Origin of the sequence: Nonomuraea monospora (assembly GCF_039531895.1) — a bacterium.
In the GTDB taxonomy this organism is placed as follows: domain Bacteria; phylum Actinomycetota; class Actinomycetes; order Streptosporangiales; family Streptosporangiaceae; genus Nonomuraea; species Nonomuraea monospora.
On record NZ_BAAAQX010000055.1, the window covers coordinates 1 to 19650 of the forward strand.

Sequence of the window (19650 nt, forward strand, 5' to 3'; positions counted from 1 at the left end):
CGAAGGCGAACCGATCCACCGCCTCCCGATCCGACAACCCCTCCAGACGTTGCAGCACCATCACCACCGCCACGATCATCGGCGGCACCGACCTGCGGCCGTCCTCGGCGAACAGGTCGGCGAACATTCCATCCGGGAACAAACTCCGGCACTCACGGTGCAGCACCGCGTAGATCGAGTTCGGCGCAATCCGCCCCTCGACGAAACTCACCGTGGAGGACAGCAACCCCGGCTGCATCGGAGTCTGGCCCACTGCCATCGCTCGATCTCTCCCCACGCCCGGTGACCAACACCGATCACCCTGGCACAAGAGGACAGACCAGCGCGAGAGAGATCAAAAAACACCAGTCACCTAGGTAAGGAGCGTGTAGTCCTCCAGCGTCGGCGGCCAGAGAGCGTCGTCGCCTGCCATGGCCTCCGGCTCGTACGTGTGCAGCTCCAGCGTGAGGTCATCGGCACACCAGTAGGCCGCCTCGCGATGCGTGTCACGGCCCTCGCACCAAAGCCGGCGCTCCCGATGGATGACGTACACGAAGTAGGCGTACGACTCGACGCCGCGGTGCGCGACACGGGCGCTTTCCAACGCTTCGTGCACCTCGTACACCACACCGGTGCGGCCGTCGAGGAAGAGGTACCAGGAGTCCAGCCCGTCGAGCATGAACAGCGCGCCGAGGTCGTCCGGCAGGCCCGCGCAGGCGCGCAGCTCGTCCACGCTGTCGGGCCAGTACTCGGTCAGGGGCTCGACGAAGCGGCGATTCTCGCCCGTCCAGCCGGGCTGGTTGAGGCCGTCCACGGACAGGCCGACCTCGGTCAGGAAGCGGCGGGTGGGCGCGTGCGTGATCGCGGGGTGGATCTCGTCGTCGTGCGGCGGGGTGACGCCGTCCGGGCCGTACAGGTCTTCCAGCAGTTCGCGCGTGACCCTGGTCGGAGGGCGGCGGAGCGGAAGCGGGGTGATGGCGCCGGGTCCGCCCGCCAGGCGTTCGTGATGGGCGAGGTGGTTGCTGACGTACGCGGGCGGGGACAGCTCGGCCGAGACCGGCCAGCCGCGCATGACGGCGGCCAGCTCCCCGTGCGCCGCCGCAGGCGGGGCGACGGCCTCGGCCAGGGCGGGCAGACCGATGGCGTACGCGGGCAGGCGCGGCTCGGCCGGCGGCAGCCGGGACGCGGCCTCCGCCACGCCGCGGGCGGCGGCCTCCGGGGCGTCGCGGTGCCGGCCGCAGTGCAGCAACCGCCACGTGTACGGGCCGATCGAGTCGAAGGCCAGAGCCAGCGTGCCGGCGGCGGCGCGGGCGTCCGCTGACAAGGCGTCCAGCCAGGCACGCGCCACCCGTACGTCCATCGGCAGGTCAGGGCCCGGGTCGGCGCCCTCGGCCCGGGCGGCGAGCGCGGCCAGCCCCGGCGAGGGATAGACCTGGCCGGCGGTGAACGGCGACCGCGCCGCCCGCTCGGCGTCGTACCAGGCGGTGAAGGCGGCGCGGTCGGTGGCCCGCGGGTCGTCCAGGTCCAGGACGTACGCCGGCGGGCCGAGACCTTCCGCGGCGTCCGCGCGGCTGAGCTCCACGAGCAGGCGGACGTGCGGGTTGACGGCCAGCGGAAGGACGAGGCCGGCGAACGCGCGCTCGGGGTCGTTGCTCCGATGGGCGTCGGCCACGGTGACGAGCACGGGCCGGTCGAGAGCGGCCAGGCCGGCGCCGTCGAGCTTGAACTGCCCGGCCAGCTCGCCCACGGCGTCGTCCACGTCCATGCCGCGCAGGCAGATCGCCGCCTCGGCCGGGCCAGGGTAGCCCGACCAGTCCCAGACGCCGGAGTAGCTGAACCAGGACAGCAGCCGCGTCTTGCCGGCCGCGGGCGAGCCGGTGACCACGCAGATCCGCGGCCCGTAGGGGTCCTCCCGCCAGCGCAGCAGCGCGTCCGCGGCGGGCGCGCGACCGGCGGTGGGCTCGTCGCGAATGCCACGCCCAGGGTGCGCCTCCACCCAGGCGGGCACGGCGGCCAGGTAATCGGGGACTGCGGGCGGGCCGCCCAGCAGCTCCCGGGCGAACGTCGTGAGGGCCGCGTGGAACTCGGGCATCAACGCCGCGGTCTCCGCCCAGGCTTCCCGTATCCCGGTCACGCAGGGCTCGTCCTTGTGCCGGGCCAGGAGCATGCGGTCGTCGTCGTGATCGTCGGCCAGCTCGCGCAGGTGCTCGAAGAACGTGTCCTGGATCTTCCGCAGCTTGCCGACGTGCTCACGCAGCCGCTGTGCTTCCGGATGCTCGCCGAGTTCGGCCAGCACACCGTCGAAGTGGGCGATCCGCACGTCCGGCCAGGGCAGCCCGACGACCTGGAACGCGGTGAGGAGGGGAGAGGGGAGGTCGCGCGGTACTTCCATGGTGGCGACGAGTTTAGGGCAGGGCCGGGCCGCCACCTCGGCGCACCCTGCCGGATGGAGCGGTGGGGCCGATGCGCGGTGACCGCCCTCCCGCTCCGGTGTGGTTGGCTGAGCCAGGACTGGGGTCAATACTTTGTTCCACGGTCGCTGCTCGCCCCCCAGTGCTCTTGAATCCATGCCCGCAGGATGTTCTTCAAATCACCGAAATCGCGAATCATCCCCAATGAATCGAGCGCTGTTCCGGACAGAAGCAACTCCGCCTTATAGGTGTGTCCATGCGGAGAAGCGCATTTGCCTCCGTATCCGATCAGGCGATGGCCAGCGCTGAATTCAGCCTGCGCCCGTAATAAAAAGGTCATGTGCCTGCTCCTTGCGAAACTATTATGAGGGTATACGCGTCCAGGACGGTCATAGGCTGTAGGAGCTGACTTGACAGCACACGCTCATCGGCTGACGACGACACTCTTCACACCCTCAGGACGGTCACCTGGCGGCCGGATGGGGTGGTGGCCTGGTCGAAGCCGCCTCGTTCCTGCCATGGCGGGGCTTCGGGGCGGCGGTCGAAGATGACCAGGACGCCGGTGGGCAGGGTGAGGCGGTCGAGGTAGCGATCGAGTTGGGTGAGGCCCTCGGGCTGAGGGTCCTGGGCTCCTGGCCGCCAGACTTTGAGTTCCATGGCTTCGCGCTGGATGAGCCGTCGGCCGTCGGGGCCGGGGTAGGGCCAGCGGGCGAGCACGTCGAGGCGTTTGGTGCCGGCGGCGTACTCGCGGTCGAGGTGGCCGCCGCCGTTGACGAGGCGGTGCAGGAAGGCCATGAGGATGATCTGGCAGGCGGCTTCGTGGTAGCCCTCCTGCTGGATGAGGACTTCGCCGTGTTCGCGCCAGAACACGACGAACTCCTCCAGCAGCCGGGGCAGGTCGAAGCGGCCGTCGGGCAGGACGAAGCTGTGCGGGTCGGCGCGGACGAATCGTTCGGTGCGGTCGCCCAGGACCCGGAGCAGGACCTCACGGTAGATGGGGTTGGCGATTTCCAGGTCTCTGGTGCCGCGGATGAGGCCGAGGTCGTGCACGTAGGAGGCGGCGTGGTCGAAAGCGATGTCCGTGCCCGGGGACGTGCCGGCCACGATCGGTTCGATCACTTGCTTGACGCGGGGGTCGTGCAGGCGGGCCGCCAGGGAGTCCAGGTGGGTGGCGCGGGCCCGGATGAGCCGCTCCTTGCCGTCGTCGACCTGGCAGGCGGAGATGGTGCCGGTTACCCCCATTTTGACAGTGATCTCGTGGGCGAGGGCGTTGACCAGCCAGGGTTGTCCCTGGGTCAGCTCGAAGACGCGGTCGATGGCGTCCTTGGTGAACTCCTGGCCGGTGGCCTGGGTGTGCTGGTCGTAGAGTCCGGCGATCTGGTCGGTGGTGAAGTCGCCCAGGCGCAGCGACTCGGCGATGATGTTGAACGGGCTGGCCGCGTTGTACCGGTCAGGGGCGCCGCCCGAGGCGACCTTGTAGTCCCGCAGGTCACGCAGCCCGCACAGCACCACCGACGCGGGGAACGGATAGCCGTCCGGCCGTATGTTGTGGCCGTCGCGGAGCTGGCTGAGGACGCTGACCAGGCTGGCGCCCTGCAGAGCGTCGATCTCGTCCATGAACAGCACCACCCGGCGCGGGCAGCGGCTGCACCACGCGCTCAGCGCATTATAGAACCGGGTGCCCGCCTGCTCCTCCGGGTAGGAGTCCGGCGGCAGCAGCTCTTCGGGCCATCCCGACAAGACGGCGGCCCTGCGGAGCGAGTCCAGCAGGATCGTCTCCGCAGCGGCGACGTCGTCGCTGAAAATCTTGGCGCGCTCGCAGGAGAACGACAGGGCGGCGATGTCGCCCTCGGCGGTCAGGTCGGAGGCCAGCGTGCGCAGTATGGTCGTCTTGCCGGTCTGGCGGGGCGCGTGCAGCACGAAGTAGCGGTCCATCTCGATGAGCGTGCGTGCCTCGGGAAGCCGTGGTGCGGGGGGCAGCATGTAGTGGCGCTGCGGGTCGCAGGGACCGGTGGTGTTGAAGAACTTCGCTGGGGGTGCTGGCATGGTCACATTCTGCCACCGTTCCGAGTTGAGGATCCAAAGATCACACGTGCCGTTCTCTGCAGACGAACCAGACGGTCTTGCCGCCGGGTGTTGGATCGACGCCCCATCGTTCGGTGCAGGCCGCGACGATGGCCAGTCCGCGTCCGTGCTCCTCGTCCGGTCCGGCCGGCAGCGGGGCGGGCCAGGCGGGGCTGTGGTCGGTCACTTCGCCGCGGACGCTTCGGCCCTGCCGGTGCAGGGAGAGGGTCATCGGGGATCTCGCGTGCATGACCGCGTTGGTGACGACCTCCGAGACGACCACGGTCAGGTCGTCGGCCAGGGCGGACAGGCCCCATGCGGTGAGGGCTTCGCGCACGAGCCGACGCGCCGCGCCCACCGTTTCGGGTACGGCGGGCAGGTCCCAGCAGGCCTCCCCGCCGTCCCGTGCGGGGGGTGGTGGAGCGAGTGTCGGCGGGTCTCCGCGCGAAGAGTCGTCAAGCTGTTCCGTGGCCGGATGGCGTGCCCCTCGATCGGGAGCGTGAGCGTGCTTGTTCACCGCGCCCATCCCTCCAGCAGGGCTGTCCAGAGCTTGTCCGCCTCTGCCCTTGGCAGCCAGGGGCTCTCGCTGACGTGGGCGCCTGCGGACGAGCGTACGATGCGGCGGATGAAGGCCAGGCCCGCTGCCGCGCACAGCTCGTATGAGGTGGGGACGCAGCCGCAGGTGTGACGCCTGACCCTGATGGAGACGGCTCTGTTCGTGGACGGAGACCAGGTGATCTTGGTGTGGCCGTCCTTGAGTGGTTCGGGGTGTTCGCTGTGGAAGTCCTCGACGCTCATGCCGACCGCCACTTGGCAAGGGCTTCGCGGACGAGTTGGCGTGCGATGCTCCCCGCTTCTTCGGGATGGGTGGGCAGATCCCAACAGGATCCTCGGTCGTCTTGTAGGGGCTCTGGTGCAAGGGGATTAAGGTTCCTCATAGGTCAGGAAGCTCCAATTCCTGGCTCAGTCCTCGGGCGGGTGGTTGCGTCACCGCGCCCGAGGACGCTTGGTTGTCTCTACTCGCTGATCACTCCTTGAGCAGAATGAGGATGATCGCGACGCCTGCAATCGCAGTGGATCGGCACTCGCCGTGGCCGCTCCCGTAGCCCGGCTGTACGGCCAGATCCCGACCTTTACGGCATTTATTAGCTTTCTGTTCTGCGCCGCATACTGTCGGTTACGAAAGCAGCTAGCCTCAAGATGCTCCCTGCCATCCCGAAATTGCAATACCCAAATATGTTTGGCGTGTCAGATTCGCGAGGAGTGAGCTGCGTATGGCATATAGCCCGACTGTGCGTAGAAAGCGCCTTTCCAGCGCTCTACGTCAGTTCCGTGAAACGGCCGGCCTTGACTCCAAGGAGGTCGCGCGGCGCCTTGGCTGGCAGCCCAGCAAGGTAACCCGCATCGAGCGGGACGAGTGGCGTCGCCCAAGCATCAACGACGTGATGGACCTGCTCGATGTCTACGGCGTTACGGATGACGTCAAACGTCAGGCCATGATCACCCTAGCGCGGGAGAGCCGTAGGCGCGGGTGGTGGGAAGAGGAGTTCAAGGACATTCTGGGAGGCGCGCTGGTCGGCTTGGAGTGGGAGGCGTCAGAGATCCAGACCTTCGAGGCGCTGCTCATCCCTGGCTTGCTGCAGACCGCCGACTACGCGAGGGCGGTGTTCAAAGGCGGACGCGTCATGGAACGAGGCGACATCGAACGCCTTACCGGGGCGCGCTTGGCCCGTCAGCGCTTGCTTGATCGCGATGGTTCTCCGAGCTTGTGGGCCGTGATCGATGAAGCCGCCCTTCGCAAGCGGATAGGTGGGGCCGCCGTGATGCGTGACCAACTCCATCACCTGTGCAGCATGGCCGAACGCCAGAACATCGGCATTCAAGTGCTTCAGGACGCGGTCGGCGCGCACACCTCGATGACCGGAGGGTTCACGATCCTCGACTACCAAGCTCCTGAGGATCCGAGCATCGTCTACGTGGAGGTAGGCGCAGCCGGTGATCTCTTCCTTGAGAAGCCGGAGGACGTGGCTCACTATCGGAAGAGTTACAGCCACCTCCGTGCATCCGCGCTGAGCGCGGACGCGTCGGTGGCGTACATTGAAGATCTGGCCAAACACCTCAAGTAAGGGCGCAAGGCATGGATTTCCCGCAAGCTGGTCTTAGCTGGCGCAAAGCCTCCTATAGCTCTGCGGAGGGGCAGAACTGCGTCGAGGTAGCGACGCTTCCTGACGGAGGACGAGCCGTACGAGATTCGAAGAATCCAGGTGGGCTGGTTCTGACGTTCACGGTTGCTGAGTGGAACGCGTTCGTCATGGGTGTCAAGGACGGCGAGTTCGGCTGACTCGAAGGTCGGGACGCGTGGGGTATCAGGCCCGCGGGCACGGCCAGCGGTCCTCACACTTTCCTCTTGACCGGCCCTGCCCGCTTACCTGGTGCTCCGCAGGTCGGCAAGAAGAGCAGGTATGAGGCGTTCCTCCATGACCGCGCGCCCGGCCGCGCCCATCCTGTCGGCAAGAGCCGGATCCCACAGACTGACCGCCGGGCTGCCGGTGAGCGGCGTGGATTCACCCAGCTCCAGCCCGGTCGAGTAGTCGGCCGCTCCCATCCGCCACGGAATCGCGCCATGCCGCTGCCGGGCGGAGGCGAGGATACGCAGCCCGGTCCAGTCGAAGTCGGCGCGCCAGCGCGGCCGGGGGCAACCCGTGAGCAGCTTGTGGCACGCCGCCGAGGGGATCCCCTCGGTGCAGACCAGGGCGGCCGACGCCGTGCCGAGTTCGGCGGCGGCGGCGCGGAGGACCGCGGGGTTCTCGCAGACGAAGATCTCCTCGACGTCCGGCACGATCTCGTACTCGGTCTGCTGCTGAAGGGTGAGACGGAACGGGATGCCGTGTGTGGCGGCGTCGTTGAGCCAGCGCGACACGACAGTGCCGCCGCGGGTCCTGAGGTTGAGCACGAGCACCTGGCTGGCCAGGTCGTCGAGGACCACCCCGGCCGACTCCCACAGCTCGCGCGGCGAAGGCTCATGGTCGCCTCCCTCGCCGCTCGTTCGTCGCGAGCTTTCGCGCTCCGGCTCCCCGTACGCGCGCAGGGCGAGCGCGCGCAGCACCAGCGTGGCCAGCGGGCTGCCGCGGCCGAGTGCTTTGGTGTCGCCGGTGGCGGCCTCGGCCAGCACCGGTAGCGGGACGAAGGATGCGGGAAGCAGGTCGAGCACGGCGCACGCCTGGCGGATCAGGTGGCCGTCGCCGCGCCGGATCAGCCGGGTGAGGGTGCCGTCGGCGCTCATCGCGGCCAGCCATCCGGCGAACCAGGGGGTTTCCGCGTGTCTGGAGGGAGTAGCCAGCAACTGCTCCCTGGTCGCCTCTTCGGCGGCGCGTTCCGCCGCCCTGTCCCTGATGCGGCCGCCCAGCGCCTGGAGCAGCCCGCCGGGGATCGCGGCGTCGAGCTCGGCCAGCGACACGGTGAGCCGTTTGACGCCTTCAGGGCGGTAGATCCCGGTGATGCCGATGATGGCGCGCCGCTCGTCGTCGGTGGGCGCGTTCAGCCCGATGGAGCCTTCCAGCGCTCCTCCGGTGCGCTCCAGGCGACGGCGGGCAGCCGCCAGGAGGCGGCTGGGGAGGTCAGCCAACGGGCACCCGCCGCACTCCGCCGGGGAGGTCAGCCAACGGGCACCCGCCGCACTCCGGGGGAGCCGAGCGCGACGGTCAGCTCTCCGGCGTCGTCGGCCAGCAGCTCGGCACCGTCCCACACCAGCAGCAGAGCGCTGACCGTATGCTCGACGGGCGAGTGGGCCAGGTCGTAGTGGGCCGCGGCGGGCACGGCCGCGTGCGTGGCCCACAGGTCGTAGCCCGTCATGAACAGGTCGAGATCGAACTGGGCGGCCAGGCCCATCAGCTCGCTGCGGCCGGTGTCGTCGACCCCGGCGAACGCCTCGTCCAGTGCGAGCAGCCGCGGAGCGTCGGGTCTGGCCGAGTTGAGCATGGCGTGGGCGGCGGCGAACAGGGGCAGGTGCAGTGAGACCGACTGCTCGCCTCCGGACAGGCGGCTGTGCTTGGCGCGGGTGAGCCGCTCTTCCGCGCCGCCGGGCCGTACGAGCTGGAAGGTGAACTGCCGCCAGCGGCGGTAGTCGAGAACCTTGGTGAGCAGTTCGCGGTAGGGCAGCTCGCGCTCGCGCGCCCTGGCGTTCTTGATCTGGGTGGCGAAGTGGGCGCGCATCCGGCTCAGCTCGTCGGGGCCGAGCCTGGCCGCGTCGGCGTCGAGCAGCCCGCAGACCGCCCGCTGCTCCTCCTCCAGGTTGTCGGCGAGTTGCCAGCTCACCCCGACCGTGGTGCCGGAGGACATCCTGCGCGCACGCATCTCGGTGTTCATCCGCCTGATCAGGTCTCGGGCGTCGATCGTGCGGTCGTGAATCTGCTGGGCCAGCCGGGTGAGCAGCGCGTCCTCCAGGATGCGCTGCTCGGAGTCGCTGAGCAGCTGCTGCTGGTCGCGGCGGGCCTCGGTCATCTTCGCGGCGAAGGCGCCCACCGGCAGCAGGCCGTCCTCGTCGGCGACCCTGACCACGATCACCCCGTCGGCGCCGTCCCACTCGGGGCGGTAGTCCTGTCCGGCCGCGGTGAGCTGGGCCTGGAGGTCGTCCAGCGCCTTGGTCAGGCGGGTGGTCGACTGCTTGAGCGAGATCTCGGTCGGTGTCAGGTCGCGGGTCACGAGCAGGATCGCCTCATGCACGGCGCTCACGGCGTCCGGCAGCCTCTCGCCCAGCCAGTCGGCCTCCTGCGCGGGCCAGGTCAGGCCCGGCGGGCACTTGAGCACGTCGAGCAGCTCACGCTGGGCGAAGGGCGCGAGCCCTCTGGCCGTCTGGCGCTCTTCACCCACCGCCACCTGAAGGGATTCCTGTGCCGCCGTCAGCCGGGCGCGGGCCGTGGCGGTCGCGGTGAGCGCCGTCCGCTCGGCGTTCCTGGCCGACTCGACCGTACGGGACGCGGCGACGATGCCGCCTTCCGCCGCCTCGATCTCGGCCAGCACCTGGCGCGCCTCCGCGCCCATGGTCTGCTGGAGTGCTTCCAGCTTGGCGGCCTCCTCGGTGTGCCGCAGCCGCGCCGTCGCAGCGCTCCGCTCAGCGGCCGCCTCGTCGTCGGCCGCCGACTCCAGCCGCTCGGTGGCATCCCCGACGGCCTCGCGCTGCCGCGCCTCCTCGCGCCACCGGCCGGACAGCGCGGACGCCGTGCTCTCGAAGCGCCGCAGGGCCTGCGCCACCTCCTCGACCCGCTCGGGGTCGAGCGCGTGCTCGGCGCCGGCCCTGCGCAGGGCACGCTCGGTCACGCCGCACGCGGCCACGGCCGCGTCATAGCCGCTCTGCGCCGCATCGGCGTTCTCCCTGGTGGCCCGCAGGCGACCGGCTGCCCCCTGGTGCTCGTGCAGGGCGGCCGCGATCGGTCCGGTCCTGGGCAGCGCGGCGCGCGCCGCGTCGATGGCCTCCAGCGCCGACTCGGCGCCTGCCCGCTGCCGGTCAAGACCCGTGATGGTGTCGCTCAGCTCAGCCAGCTTGGCGTCACATTCCGCGAGACGTACGGCACGGCGCCGCGCCCGGGCGGTGGCCCCGACATACTCGGCGTGCTCCTTGTGATGGGCGCCGACCTGGACACCCTGCGCGAACCGCCCGTCGGGAGTGATCGCCGGGCTCTGCCCGCCGAGCGAGACGGAACGCAGGATCGCGGTGATCCGCTCAGGGGCGACCGGCGTGCCCTCCTCGGGAACCAGCAACTCGGCGAGGCTGGGCGTGACCGGGTCACCGGGCTCCAGGTAGCCCTCGGAATCCCCGGCCGCCACGCTCACGGGCGCCGGCGTCACCCACGCGTCGAGCAGGTTGGCCGCCTCCAGCGCCGCCTCGACCGCCGCCGCCCGCTCGGGCGGCACCTGGTCGGCGAACCTGACCAGCCGCCACAGCGGTGCACCCGCCCTGGCCTCGCGCGAAGTCGTACGAGCTGCGAAGGGAGGTGGCGCGTCATCGTGCTCCGCCGCGATCCGCGCCCGCTCGGCGCCGACCCGGGCACGCTCGGCCTCGGCAGCGGACCGCTCCGCGCGCAGCCGCGCGAGGGTGTCACGCAGATCCTGGACGGCAGCCGCCGTCAGTCCAGCGAACACCGTGTCAAGGCCGGGCGCGTCCGGCTCACCCACCTGATCGAGCGCCGCCTCCAGGGGCGCGACGTCGAAGCGGTGGTGCTCGGCCCAGGAGGCGAGCTGCTCCCTGGCGTGATCGCGCGCCTCGGCCACCGCCTGCGCCGCCTCGGCCTCGGCGGCCTCCGCCCTGGCGAGCGCGGTCATGGCCTGGTCGAGGGTCACCTTGGCCAGGTCGCGTGCCTGCTCGGCCTTCTGCACCGTGGCGAGTGCCTCGCGGATCGCCCGCAGGTCGCCTGCCCTGGCGGCGACCCTGCCGCCCACCCGATCGGCGAAGCCGCCGCGCTCGGCGTCGCCGGGACTCCAGGCGATCCCGGCGGCGGCTGCCTCGGCCGCCAGGTCGGCTGAGGTGCGGGAGACCGCCGCCGCCAGCTCTGCCAGCTCGCGCTGGGCCGAGGACAGCTGGACGCGGGCCTTCTGCGTGGTGGCGGCCCGGCGTTCCAGCTCGGTGACGGCGGTGGCGGCCGTCTCCGCGCAGGTCCTGACCAGCCGTTCGAGGTCGGCGAGCTGCTCGACGGCCTGGTAGGCGGCGCTGCTCTTGAGCTGCTCCAGCCGGGCGCGCAGGCCGGCCAGCGCCTCATCGGCCGCCACCATGGCCGCCTCTGCCTCCGCCTGCTCCCGCTCGGCCGCGGTCAGCGCGCGCGTGGCGGTCTCGAGCGCTCCCCGGTGAGTCGCGACGTCGTCGCGGCGGCGGGTCAGCGCGTCGGCCGCCCAGCGCGAGTGCGTGCGCAGGTAGGTGGTGTAGCTGGACAGGAACGCCTGCGTCGCCTCGTCGGCGGCGACCAACCCCTCCAGGGTCCGCGCCACGCTCTCCATGTCGTCGAACGAGCGGGACGCCTCGGCGATCAGCTCGTCGTCGACGGGACGCAACCCGTCGGTGAGGGTGTCGGACAGCTTGCCCGGGTCGAGGTTCTTGGCCAGCTGCGGGCGGCGCAGCGTCAGGATCAGCGTGATCAGCTGCTCGTAGCGCTCTCTGCCCAGGCCGAACAGCCGCTGATCGATCGCGTGCCGGTAGTCGGTCGGTGAGGCGGTGAGCGCGTGCTCGCCCAGCTCCTCGACGAGCTGCTTCCTGGTCATCGGCCGGTCGTCGGGTGTGAGCAGCGAGAAGTCCTCGCCGACGCGGCCCTCGGCGACGAAGTGCCAGCGCACCGGGGCGTCGCGGTGGCGCTGGGCGTGCAGGCCGATGCCCACGGTGACGGCCTGGCCGGTGTCGCGGTGGCGCAGCTCGAGCCAGACGTAGCCGAGCGCGGTGTCCTGCCCGCGGAAGAGCAGGTTGGACTTCATCGTCCGGTCCTCGGAGGCGAACGGGTTGAGCCGTTTGGGGTCGATCCGCCCGTCGAGCACGAACGGGAAGAGCACCTCCAGCGCCTTGGTCTTGCCGGAGCCGTTGGGGCCGCGCAGGATCAGCCAGCCGTTGGCGAAGGTGAACTCCTCATCGCGGTAGTCCCACAGGTTGATGATCCCGGCCCGGGTGGGCACGTAGCGCGTCACGTCTGTTCCTTGGCGGGTCGTGGCTTGATCTCGGCGGTCGTGGCCCGGTAGCGGGCCAGCAAGGGGAGCGCGAGCGCGCCGCCCTCGACGCGGGCGACGAGCCCGAGCGCAGACAGCAGGCGTAGAGCCTCATGCAGCAGCCGGTCGGGGTCGCCGCGCCAGGCGACGGCGAAGGCGGAGCCATAGGTGCTCATGAGCTCTTTCATCGCGCCCTTCAGCCACGCGTCGGTGAGGAAGGGGTAGAGGGCGCTCTCAGCGGGTTCGGGTTCGGGTTCGGGTTCGGTGCGAGGCTCCTCCGCTGCGAGCTCGGCCACCACCCCGCGAAGGGGCAGACCCGCGTCGATCCTCGCGGCGCCGGCCTGAGTGCGCTCGGCCGCGGTCGGCGCGGGCATCGTCGGCAGCCTTCCCTTGGCGACCTGCGCGGCGATGCGCGTGGACAGGAGCAGCGCGGCCTGGGAAGGGGTCCCGCCGCTGGGGAAGCGGAGGTCGGACAGGCGGCCCGAGGTGTCGATCAGGGCCAAGCCCTCCGCGCGGCGCTCCACCGCCTGCCCGGTCAGCCGCTCGAGGTCGTCGGCCAGGCCGGGGTGGCGCAGTTGGCCGCGCAGCGACTCGCTCACGTCGGCGTAGTAGACGACAGGACGCTCGAGCACCAGCCGCCTGGCCCTGCGCGCGGCGGCCTCGCGGACGCGGTGCACGCCCTGCGCGAGGCCGCGATCGGTCTCCAGCAGCCCGGTCACCGAGCCCAGATGCTGCAGCACCCGGCTCGGCCGGTAGATCGCGAAGACGACCTCGCGGTCGATGTCGTAGAGCGCCTCGGCCGCGTCGGGACTGCTGGCCCAGTCGGCGGCGGAGCCGTCGGCCAGCGCCAGCGCGCCGCGCTCGGTCAGCCAGGTCACCGCGTCGACGAAGGCGTCTCTGTCGGGTTTGCGCTCGGTGTCGAGGCCCAGGCCGTCGATCCTGGTCGCGTCGGCGGCGACGGCCTCGGCCAGCTCGCTGAGCGCGATCTGGGTGCCTGATCGGCCCAGAGCCGCCAGCGTGAGCACCAGGTAGGCGTATCTGCGCCGGTCGAAGGGCCGGTCGGTCCTGGTCACGGCCGGACGGGTGAGATCGAGATCGTCCTGCACCCGCAGCAGCCGCGCGGTGTTGGCCGTGGTCACCAGGCGGTAGCCGAGCAGCTCGTGCAGGTCGGAGCGAAGCTGGGCGGCCCACCGGCGGACCAGCGGCAGCGCCGCCCTGTTCGGATGGACCTCGGTGATCAGCGGGTGGGCCAGCAGCAGCCGGACCGCCCGCTGGTAGTCGGCCAGCTCGAGCGGGCTCACCTGCTCGGCGACACTCACTTCGACACCTCCAGCCGCATGCCGTTCAGATGCAGGCGCCCGCGAACGGTCCGTACGGTGGTGGACCCCTCGCAGGGATGCAGCGTCAGCCGTACGCCGTGGGCGGAGCCGCCCGCCGTGACGCGGCGGCTGGTCGCCACCCGGGCACTGAGCGCGTGATCGAGCAGGCTCAGCAGGGTGACGGTCTCAGGCTCGTCGAGCACCCGCTCGTAGACGCCGTCCCCGGCCAGTGAGGCGGCCGCGTCGCGCCGCTGCCTGGCCAGCTTGAGCTGCTCGGCGCGCAGCCACTGCCGCTGGGCGTCGTTGCGCTCGATCCTGGCGGTGGCCCCGGACACGCGCGGCTCCCTGCCCGCCTCGACCAGCCCTCTGGCCAGGCGCACAGGCTCCGCGTCCCACCAGGACCGCCGCGCCGGGATCAGCTCGGGATCCTCGTGCGTGACCGACAGGTGCCGCGGGCCGCCCAGATCGAAGACGGCCTGGAACAGGCCGTGCGCCGCGTCGTCGTCGGGACACGAGGTGAACCACTGCGCCAGGTGCCGCAGCTGGCTCTCCCTGCTCACTCCGCCTCTGCGCGCCTCGGTCACCCGGCGCAGCAGCGCGAGCACGTTGGCGATCGCGGTGACGGTCGCGCTCTGCAGCCGCTCGGCCTCGCTGTGCGCGCCGTCGCCGAACCAGTGGGTCAGGCCGGCCCAGCGCTGCCGCCAGTCGTCCTCCCGCTCGCCGGGCGTGCGGAAGAGCCGGTCGTCGGCTGCGGCCGCGTGCGCGATCAGCCGATCCACTCCGGTGTCCGCCACCTCCTGGACGGCTCGCGCCAGCCGGGGCGTGAACCTGGCCAGCTCGGCGGTGAACTCGCGCATATGGGTGAGCAACGAGTCCTTGTGCGACAGGAACACCTCTGGCCTGGTGTCGTTCGTGCGGGCCAGGTCGCCCAGCATCAGGTAGAAGCGGGCGGCCCGCTGCGCCATGTCGCCGAGGACCTGGTCCAGGCGGCTGAGCTTGCGGTAGACCTCGTCGCCGTCGCCGCTCCTGTTGGCCTCGGCCAGCGCCTCCAGGTCGGCCAGGAGGTCGGGGAAGATCAGCCTGGACAGCTGGGCGTCCTCCAGCCTGGCGCCGAGCACCTCCTCCACCGCGCGATAAGCGCGATAGCCCGCCTGGGTGAACTGGTAGATGTAGTGCCTGTTGCGGTATTCGGCCAGGTTGGCCGCCCTGGTGCCGTCGTAGCTGCGGTCGAGCAGCTGCCAGTCGTTCAGCGAGTCGAGCAGCGACTGCACGTCGCCCACTTCCGGGGCGCCGAGCTCGTCGAGCAGATCGCGTACGCCGGAGGCGTGCAGCAGCACCTGGTAGTTGGCCCGCCCGCGGTCGAAGGCACGCAGCACCCACAGATATTCCAGGCGCTTCTCCGCCGCGGCGAAGTGGAACAGGCGCATCCGGTCGTCGAGCGTGAACGCGTCGATCCCGAACGCGCCAGGTGCGTCTTCGAGGTTCACAGATCTCATCCGGCTCTCAGAGGTTCTCGAGTCTCAACCAGCATGGCGTACACGACTGACAACTCCGCACATCGCTTCAGGGCGACGCGGCGCTCAGGTCGCGCAGCGCGCCCAGGACGTGCAGGGCCGCGCCGCGGCTCAGCTCGTCGTGGTGGCGTTCGTTGCGGCGCGTACGCAGGCAGCCGTAGCAGGAGGTCTCGGCGCCGCAGTCGCAGGAGGCGACCCGCCGCAGCGCCGCCTCGACGACCACGTCGAGCGCACCGGCCACGCGCAGCGCCGCGCCGGCCCCGCCGGGCACCGTGTCGAAGAGGACCAGCCCGATGCGCCCGTCGGAGCCGGGGTTGACCGCACCGTCGAGGTCGTTCCTGCTGATCTCCATCCCGTCGGCCGCCCCTTCGAGCAGGGCGTACAGAGAGGAACGCCAGTGAGCGGCAGAGGTCAGCCCTGGTCGCGGGCTCGGCGACGTCGAGTCTGGTCGCGGGCTCGGCGACGTCGAGTCTGGTCGCGGGCTCGGCGACGTTGGGTCTGGTCGCGGGCTCGGCGGCATTGAGCTGAGCGCGTCGAAGCGCAGCTCGGCCAGGTCGGTCTCGAAGCTGTGAGCCAGGGACCGCCAGCGCAGCGGCCCCGTGCACTCGCTTTGACGCAGCGGGTTGACGTGCGACTTGGCCGTCTTGCCCCGGTTCGGCGTGCCCCAGCCGCACCAGTCGCAGATCAGGAAGCCGCTTCCGGCCGGTCCTTCCGACAACATGACCAGCCGTCCGCGCGACCCCGAGCGGCACCACACCGACGCCCCGCCGGCGGAGGTCCACCGGCTCTCGGCGAGTTCCTCGCCGAGGGAGACGATGTGGGTGGAGCCGTGCCAGGCGCTCCTCGGCGGCGCCGTCCCCGGTTTCGCGGTCCGGTGGTCGGCGACGAAGCCGAACTCGGGCACGTAGTACTGGCGCGGCGCGCCCTCGCCGACGCTGCCGCACGCCGGGCAGGCCGGCTCCAGCGTCTCGTCGCCCTCGCGGTAGTGCTGGCAGGTACGGCAGACCGCGTAGGTGCGGCTGATCAGCTCCCGCCCCGGCAGCCGGTAGACACCCGCGGAGCGCCAGAGCACGCCGCCCGCCACCACCTCGGAACCCGGGGCGTACTCGTAGATCGCCGTGGACAGGTCCCTGCTCAGCTCCAGCCTGGCGCCCACCTGGCTGTCGCAGTGCGCGGTACGCAGCTCGACGCTGTCGACGGGGAAGCCGTACTTGGGCAGCACGTTCCTGTTGGCGAGGTAACCGATCAGCGATCGGCGGGTCAGCGTGTTGACCGTTCGTTCATAGCGGGCGGCCAGATCGCTGCGGCGCTTGTCGAAGGCCTCCCTCCTGCGTTCCTCGAAGGCGTCGATGTCCGCCGCGAGCTCCAGCCGTACCTGCTCGAGCAGGTCTGCGAGGTCGCGCACCCACGCGCCCGAGCCGACCCCGAGCTGCGCCTGCACGGGCGCGGGCAGCACCCGGCGCAGCGAGTGGAGCACCCCGTCGGGCACCGGCGTGAGAAAGGCCTCGACCTGCGCGCTCGCGCCGGACAGGAAGAAGTCGCCCGCCGTCTTCCACACCGCGCCTGAGGTCTCCTTGGCGTGCCTGAAGAAGGCGGCCAGCGCCACGGAGTGCGCGTGCCGCCGGTCGATGCGGTCGTTGCCGAGCGGTACGTACGGCGCGCGCACCCGCCCGGCGATCATCGCCTCCGGCTCCTGGTAGCGGGACAGATCGTGCGAGCGCCGCTGGGCGTAGGTCAGCACCAGCGCCGCCGAGCCGGTGCGCCGTCCCGCTCGCCCGGCCCGCTGGATGTAGTTGGCGGTGGTCGGCGGCATGTTGCGCAGCATGACCGCCTGCAGCTCGCCCACGTCGACGCCCAGCTCGAAGGTGGTCGAGCAGGACAGGACGTTGACTTCGCCGCGCAGGAACCGCTGCTGGATGTCGGCGGCCTCCAGCCCGGTCCACTGGGCGGTGTGCTCCCTGGCCAGCAGCGGCACCGGCGCCATGGACCGGTACAGCACCCGATGGTGATCGTCGAGATCGGGTTCCGCAGGCGCCGACGTGCCCGCGCAGCCGAGCGTCGGGCAGACCCCGCGCACGGTGACGGCGCTGATCCTGCGGCACAGGCCGCACCGGTGGATCGCCCCGGCCGCCGACAGCTTCAGCCAGGTGTGATCGAGCTGGAAGACCTGGCCGAGCCTGGGCAGAGCCGCCGAGCTCAGCCAGCCGTCGCGCAGCGAGGTGAGCAGCCTCCAGCAGCCGTCGAGGATCTCCCGCGCGTCCGCCTCGGACCCGAGCACGGCCAGCACCCTGCGCAGGTAGTCGAGCCGGCGGTTGACACCCCGCGTCGGCAGCCAGCTGAGCACCTTCAGCCTGGCCTCGGCGCCGTCGCCGCGCACGTAGATCGGGCCACGGCGGGGATCGAACAGCTCGTCGCGCGGATCGACCTCCTCCGGCATGGTCAGCGCGCCCTGCCGGCGCAGCGAGCGGGCCAGCTCGCCCAGCAGGGACCAGCATTCCTCCGGGTTCAGCCCCAGCTCCAGCAGGGGTGCGGGCAGCCGCCAGCCCGGCTCCCTGTCGAGCTCGACCCGCAGCAACCCGAGCCCCTCCAGCGACTGGCGCTCGTCGATGGCCACCAGCTCGCGCATCACCCACAGCGCCACCGTGCGCCGCCGCTGCTGGCGCGAGGCGCGGCGCTCGAACACGCCCGCGTCCCCGGCCGCCCCGACCACCTCGTCCACCAGGTCGTCGACGGTGGCGTCGTCATCGTGGCGTACGGCGCGGCGCAGACCGTCGAGGATCAGCTTGCGCTGCTGGATCTGGGCATGACTCGACTCCAGGTAGGGAGCGAAGTAGGCGGCGGCCTGACGGCTGTCGCTGAAGGTCAGCAGCTTGCGCCCGCCGCCCGGCCGGTCCTCCTGCTCCGGCATGGGTGGCAGCGCCTGGTAGAGCGTGGTGGCCAGGACCGCGGCCGCGGCCTCGTTACCGCTCTCGAACAGGCGGATCATCCCGGCGCCGCGCGCCCCGCAGGCCAGGCAGCCGCTGGGCGAGCTGGCCTTCGTCTTCAGCCGGCGTACCGGACGCAGCGCGCCATCGGCGCAGCAGGGGCTCTGCGCGCTCGTGTGGAGGGCGCCGCACCTGGCGCACAGAAAGGCGTCCTGCGCCTCGGTCTCCGGCCCCTCCTCCAGGGTCTCGTCGTCCTCGTCGGCCAGCTCGGGCGTGTCGCCGAGCAGCAGCCAGACCCTGGACTCCATCCCGCTCACCCTGGGGGTGAACCGCCGGCCGGCCGGCTCGACCGCGCCCATCAGATGGACCGCGCCGCAGCGCTTGCACGCGCCGAACTCGAAGACGGCACTGGAGCAGGCAGGACAGCTCTCATGACGGCCGAGTGCGACGTGCGGGCCGGTCAGGCAGGTGAAGGCGCCCTCGGTGGCCCGGGCGAACAGGTGATAGCGAGCCGACAGCACAGGGCTGCCCGCGCCGTCGGTGATCCCCGCGCCCACCGCCACCAGCGCGGCCAGCGCCTCGTCCGGCTCCTCCTGCCCTCCGAAGATCAGCCTCGCCAGTTCGGTGACGGGCTTCGGCCCGGCCGCGAGGGCGGCGCGAAGGGTGGCCATCGCGTGCTCGTGGGCGAGAGCCGTGCCCGCGTGCGACATGCCGGAGCGGCGGACCAGCTCGGCCGCCGGCTCCTCGCTCACGGCCAGCTTGCGGTAGTCGGCCGCGGTGAGCGGCCCCCAGAACGGCCCGGACGGCATCTCCACCCGGGTGGCGGTCACCAGGTCGGCTTCGTCGAACGGCGCGTCGAACAGCCGCGCGGCGAAATCCAGAACGGCAGGGCCCTCGTCACCGACCGTGGCGCTGGTCGCGATGGCCTGCAGCCTGCGGCCGGGCGCCACCCGGTCACGCAACCGGCGCAGCAGCATCCCGAGCTCCTCGGCCCTGGCGCCGTCGTACACATGCGCTTCGTCCAGCACCACGAACCGCCACCGCTCGGCGTGCTCGAAGAGCTCCAAGTCGTCGGGGCGGAGCAGCAGGTACTCCAGCATCGCGTAGTTGGTGAGCAGCAGATGCGGGGGAGCGGCCCGCATCTGCTCGCGGCTGAGCAACTCGTTGGGCAGCCGGGGCCGGCCGGGGTTGAGCTCCTCGAACAGCGCGGCACCCTGCTGGGCCCGCTCAGGGGTGTCGCCCGTGTAGCGGCCGAACGTGATCCGCGGCGCGGCGGCGAGCAGCTCCCGCAGCCGTTTGAGCTGGTCGTTGGCGAGCGCGTTCATCGGGTAGAGCAGCAGCGCCCGCACCCCTGGCGGCGGGTCGCCCTCGGCGGCCAGCGCGGACAGGATCGGCAGCAGGAAGCTCTCCGTCTTGCCCGAGCCGGTTCCGGTCGCCACCACCAGGTTGCGGCCCGCCGCCGCCTTGCGCAGCGCCTGCTCCTGGTGCAGATAGAGCGGCCGGTCCAGTGGGAGCGCCCTGCTGCCGAGCGCGGCGAAGGCGGGATCGAGCACCCCCTGGCCGATCAGCTCGCGCAAGGTCGCGCCCGTCCGATAAGGCGGGGTGGCTTCGAGCAGGGGCCCCTTGGTCAGCAGCGGGCTGGCCTCGATCTGCTCCGCGAGCGCCTCGGCGATCGCGGGCTCGCGCACGGGCAGCAGAGAGCGCAGGTACCGGCGGTAGGTGCCGGCGATGAGCGCGCTGGTGGCGAGGGGATCCATGG

At 71.2% G+C, this 19650-nt stretch carries 13 protein-coding genes; 2 read left to right on the plus strand and 11 right to left on the minus strand.

Annotated elements, in window-relative coordinates:
- The 6 genes from ABD331_RS61210 to ABD331_RS55700 all read right to left on the minus strand — a co-directional run.
- The coding region (locus tag ABD331_RS61210) for a transposase (protein WP_486348514.1) at positions 1-259 on the minus strand (259 nt) is incomplete at its 3' end.
- Between the two features lie 93 nt (positions 260-352).
- Entirely contained in the window at positions 353-2371 is a 2019-nt protein-coding gene (locus ABD331_RS55680) for an SUKH-4 family immunity protein (protein WP_344494802.1), read from the minus strand.
- Positions 2372-2496: 125 nt separating this feature from the next.
- On the minus strand, positions 2497-2730 hold the full coding sequence (locus ABD331_RS55685; protein ID WP_344494804.1) for a 6-pyruvoyl trahydropterin synthase family protein: 234 nt from the start codon (positions 2728-2730) through the stop codon (positions 2497-2499).
- A 107-nt stretch (positions 2731-2837) separates the two neighbouring features.
- Positions 2838-4436, minus strand: coding sequence for an AAA family ATPase (locus tag ABD331_RS55690; RefSeq protein ID WP_344494806.1), 1599 nt, complete (start codon positions 4434-4436; stop codon positions 2838-2840).
- A 40-nt stretch (positions 4437-4476) separates the two neighbouring features.
- The gene (locus tag ABD331_RS55695; protein ID WP_344494808.1) at positions 4477-4980 is read right to left on the minus strand and encodes an ATP-binding protein; all 504 of its coding nucleotides are present in this window, start codon (positions 4978-4980) and stop codon (positions 4477-4479) included.
- Positions 4968-5252, minus strand: a complete 285-nt coding sequence (locus tag ABD331_RS55700; RefSeq protein WP_344494810.1) for a hypothetical protein — start codon at positions 5250-5252, stop codon at positions 4968-4970. Before ABD331_RS55700 ends, ABD331_RS55695 begins: the two co-directional genes overlap by 13 nt.
- A gap of 494 nt (positions 5253-5746) precedes the next feature.
- Between ABD331_RS55700 and ABD331_RS55705 the strand changes: the two genes are divergently transcribed.
- A complete protein-coding gene (locus ABD331_RS55705) occupies positions 5747-6580 on the plus strand; it encodes a helix-turn-helix domain-containing protein (protein ID WP_344494812.1) in 834 nt (277 codons plus the stop codon).
- 11 nt (positions 6581-6591) lie between these two features.
- Positions 6592-6795, plus strand: coding sequence for a DUF397 domain-containing protein (locus tag ABD331_RS55710; protein WP_344494814.1), 204 nt, complete (start codon positions 6592-6594; stop codon positions 6793-6795).
- 84 nt (positions 6796-6879) lie between these two features.
- Here ABD331_RS55710 and ABD331_RS55715 read toward each other — a convergent pair whose 3' ends face one another.
- The 5 genes from ABD331_RS55715 to ABD331_RS55735 all read right to left on the minus strand — a co-directional run bounded on the left by ABD331_RS55715 (position 6880) and on the right by ABD331_RS55735 (position 19648).
- A complete protein-coding gene (locus tag ABD331_RS55715) occupies positions 6880-8079 on the minus strand; it encodes a TIGR02679 family protein (protein WP_344494816.1) in 1200 nt (399 codons plus the stop codon).
- A 29-nt stretch (positions 8080-8108) separates the two neighbouring features.
- Positions 8109-12116 carry a TIGR02680 family protein gene (locus tag ABD331_RS55720; protein ID WP_344494818.1) on the minus strand — a complete coding sequence of 1336 codons (4008 nt, stop codon included), beginning with the start codon at positions 12114-12116 and terminating at the stop codon, positions 8109-8111.
- A complete protein-coding gene (locus tag ABD331_RS55725) occupies positions 12113-13453 on the minus strand; it encodes a TIGR02678 family protein (protein ID WP_344494820.1) in 1341 nt (446 codons plus the stop codon). The genes ABD331_RS55720 and ABD331_RS55725 overlap by 4 nt, the downstream gene beginning before the upstream one ends.
- Positions 13450-14940, minus strand: a complete 1491-nt coding sequence (locus tag ABD331_RS55730) for a TIGR02677 family protein (protein WP_344494822.1) — start codon at positions 14938-14940, stop codon at positions 13450-13452. The genes ABD331_RS55725 and ABD331_RS55730 overlap by 4 nt, the downstream gene beginning before the upstream one ends.
- A gap of 76 nt (positions 14941-15016) precedes the next feature.
- Positions 15017-19648 (minus strand): DEAD/DEAH box helicase, encoded by a 4632-nt coding sequence (locus tag ABD331_RS55735; protein ID WP_344494824.1) that lies wholly within the window; start codon positions 19646-19648, stop codon positions 15017-15019.
- Positions 19649-19650: the final 2 nt, after the last annotated feature.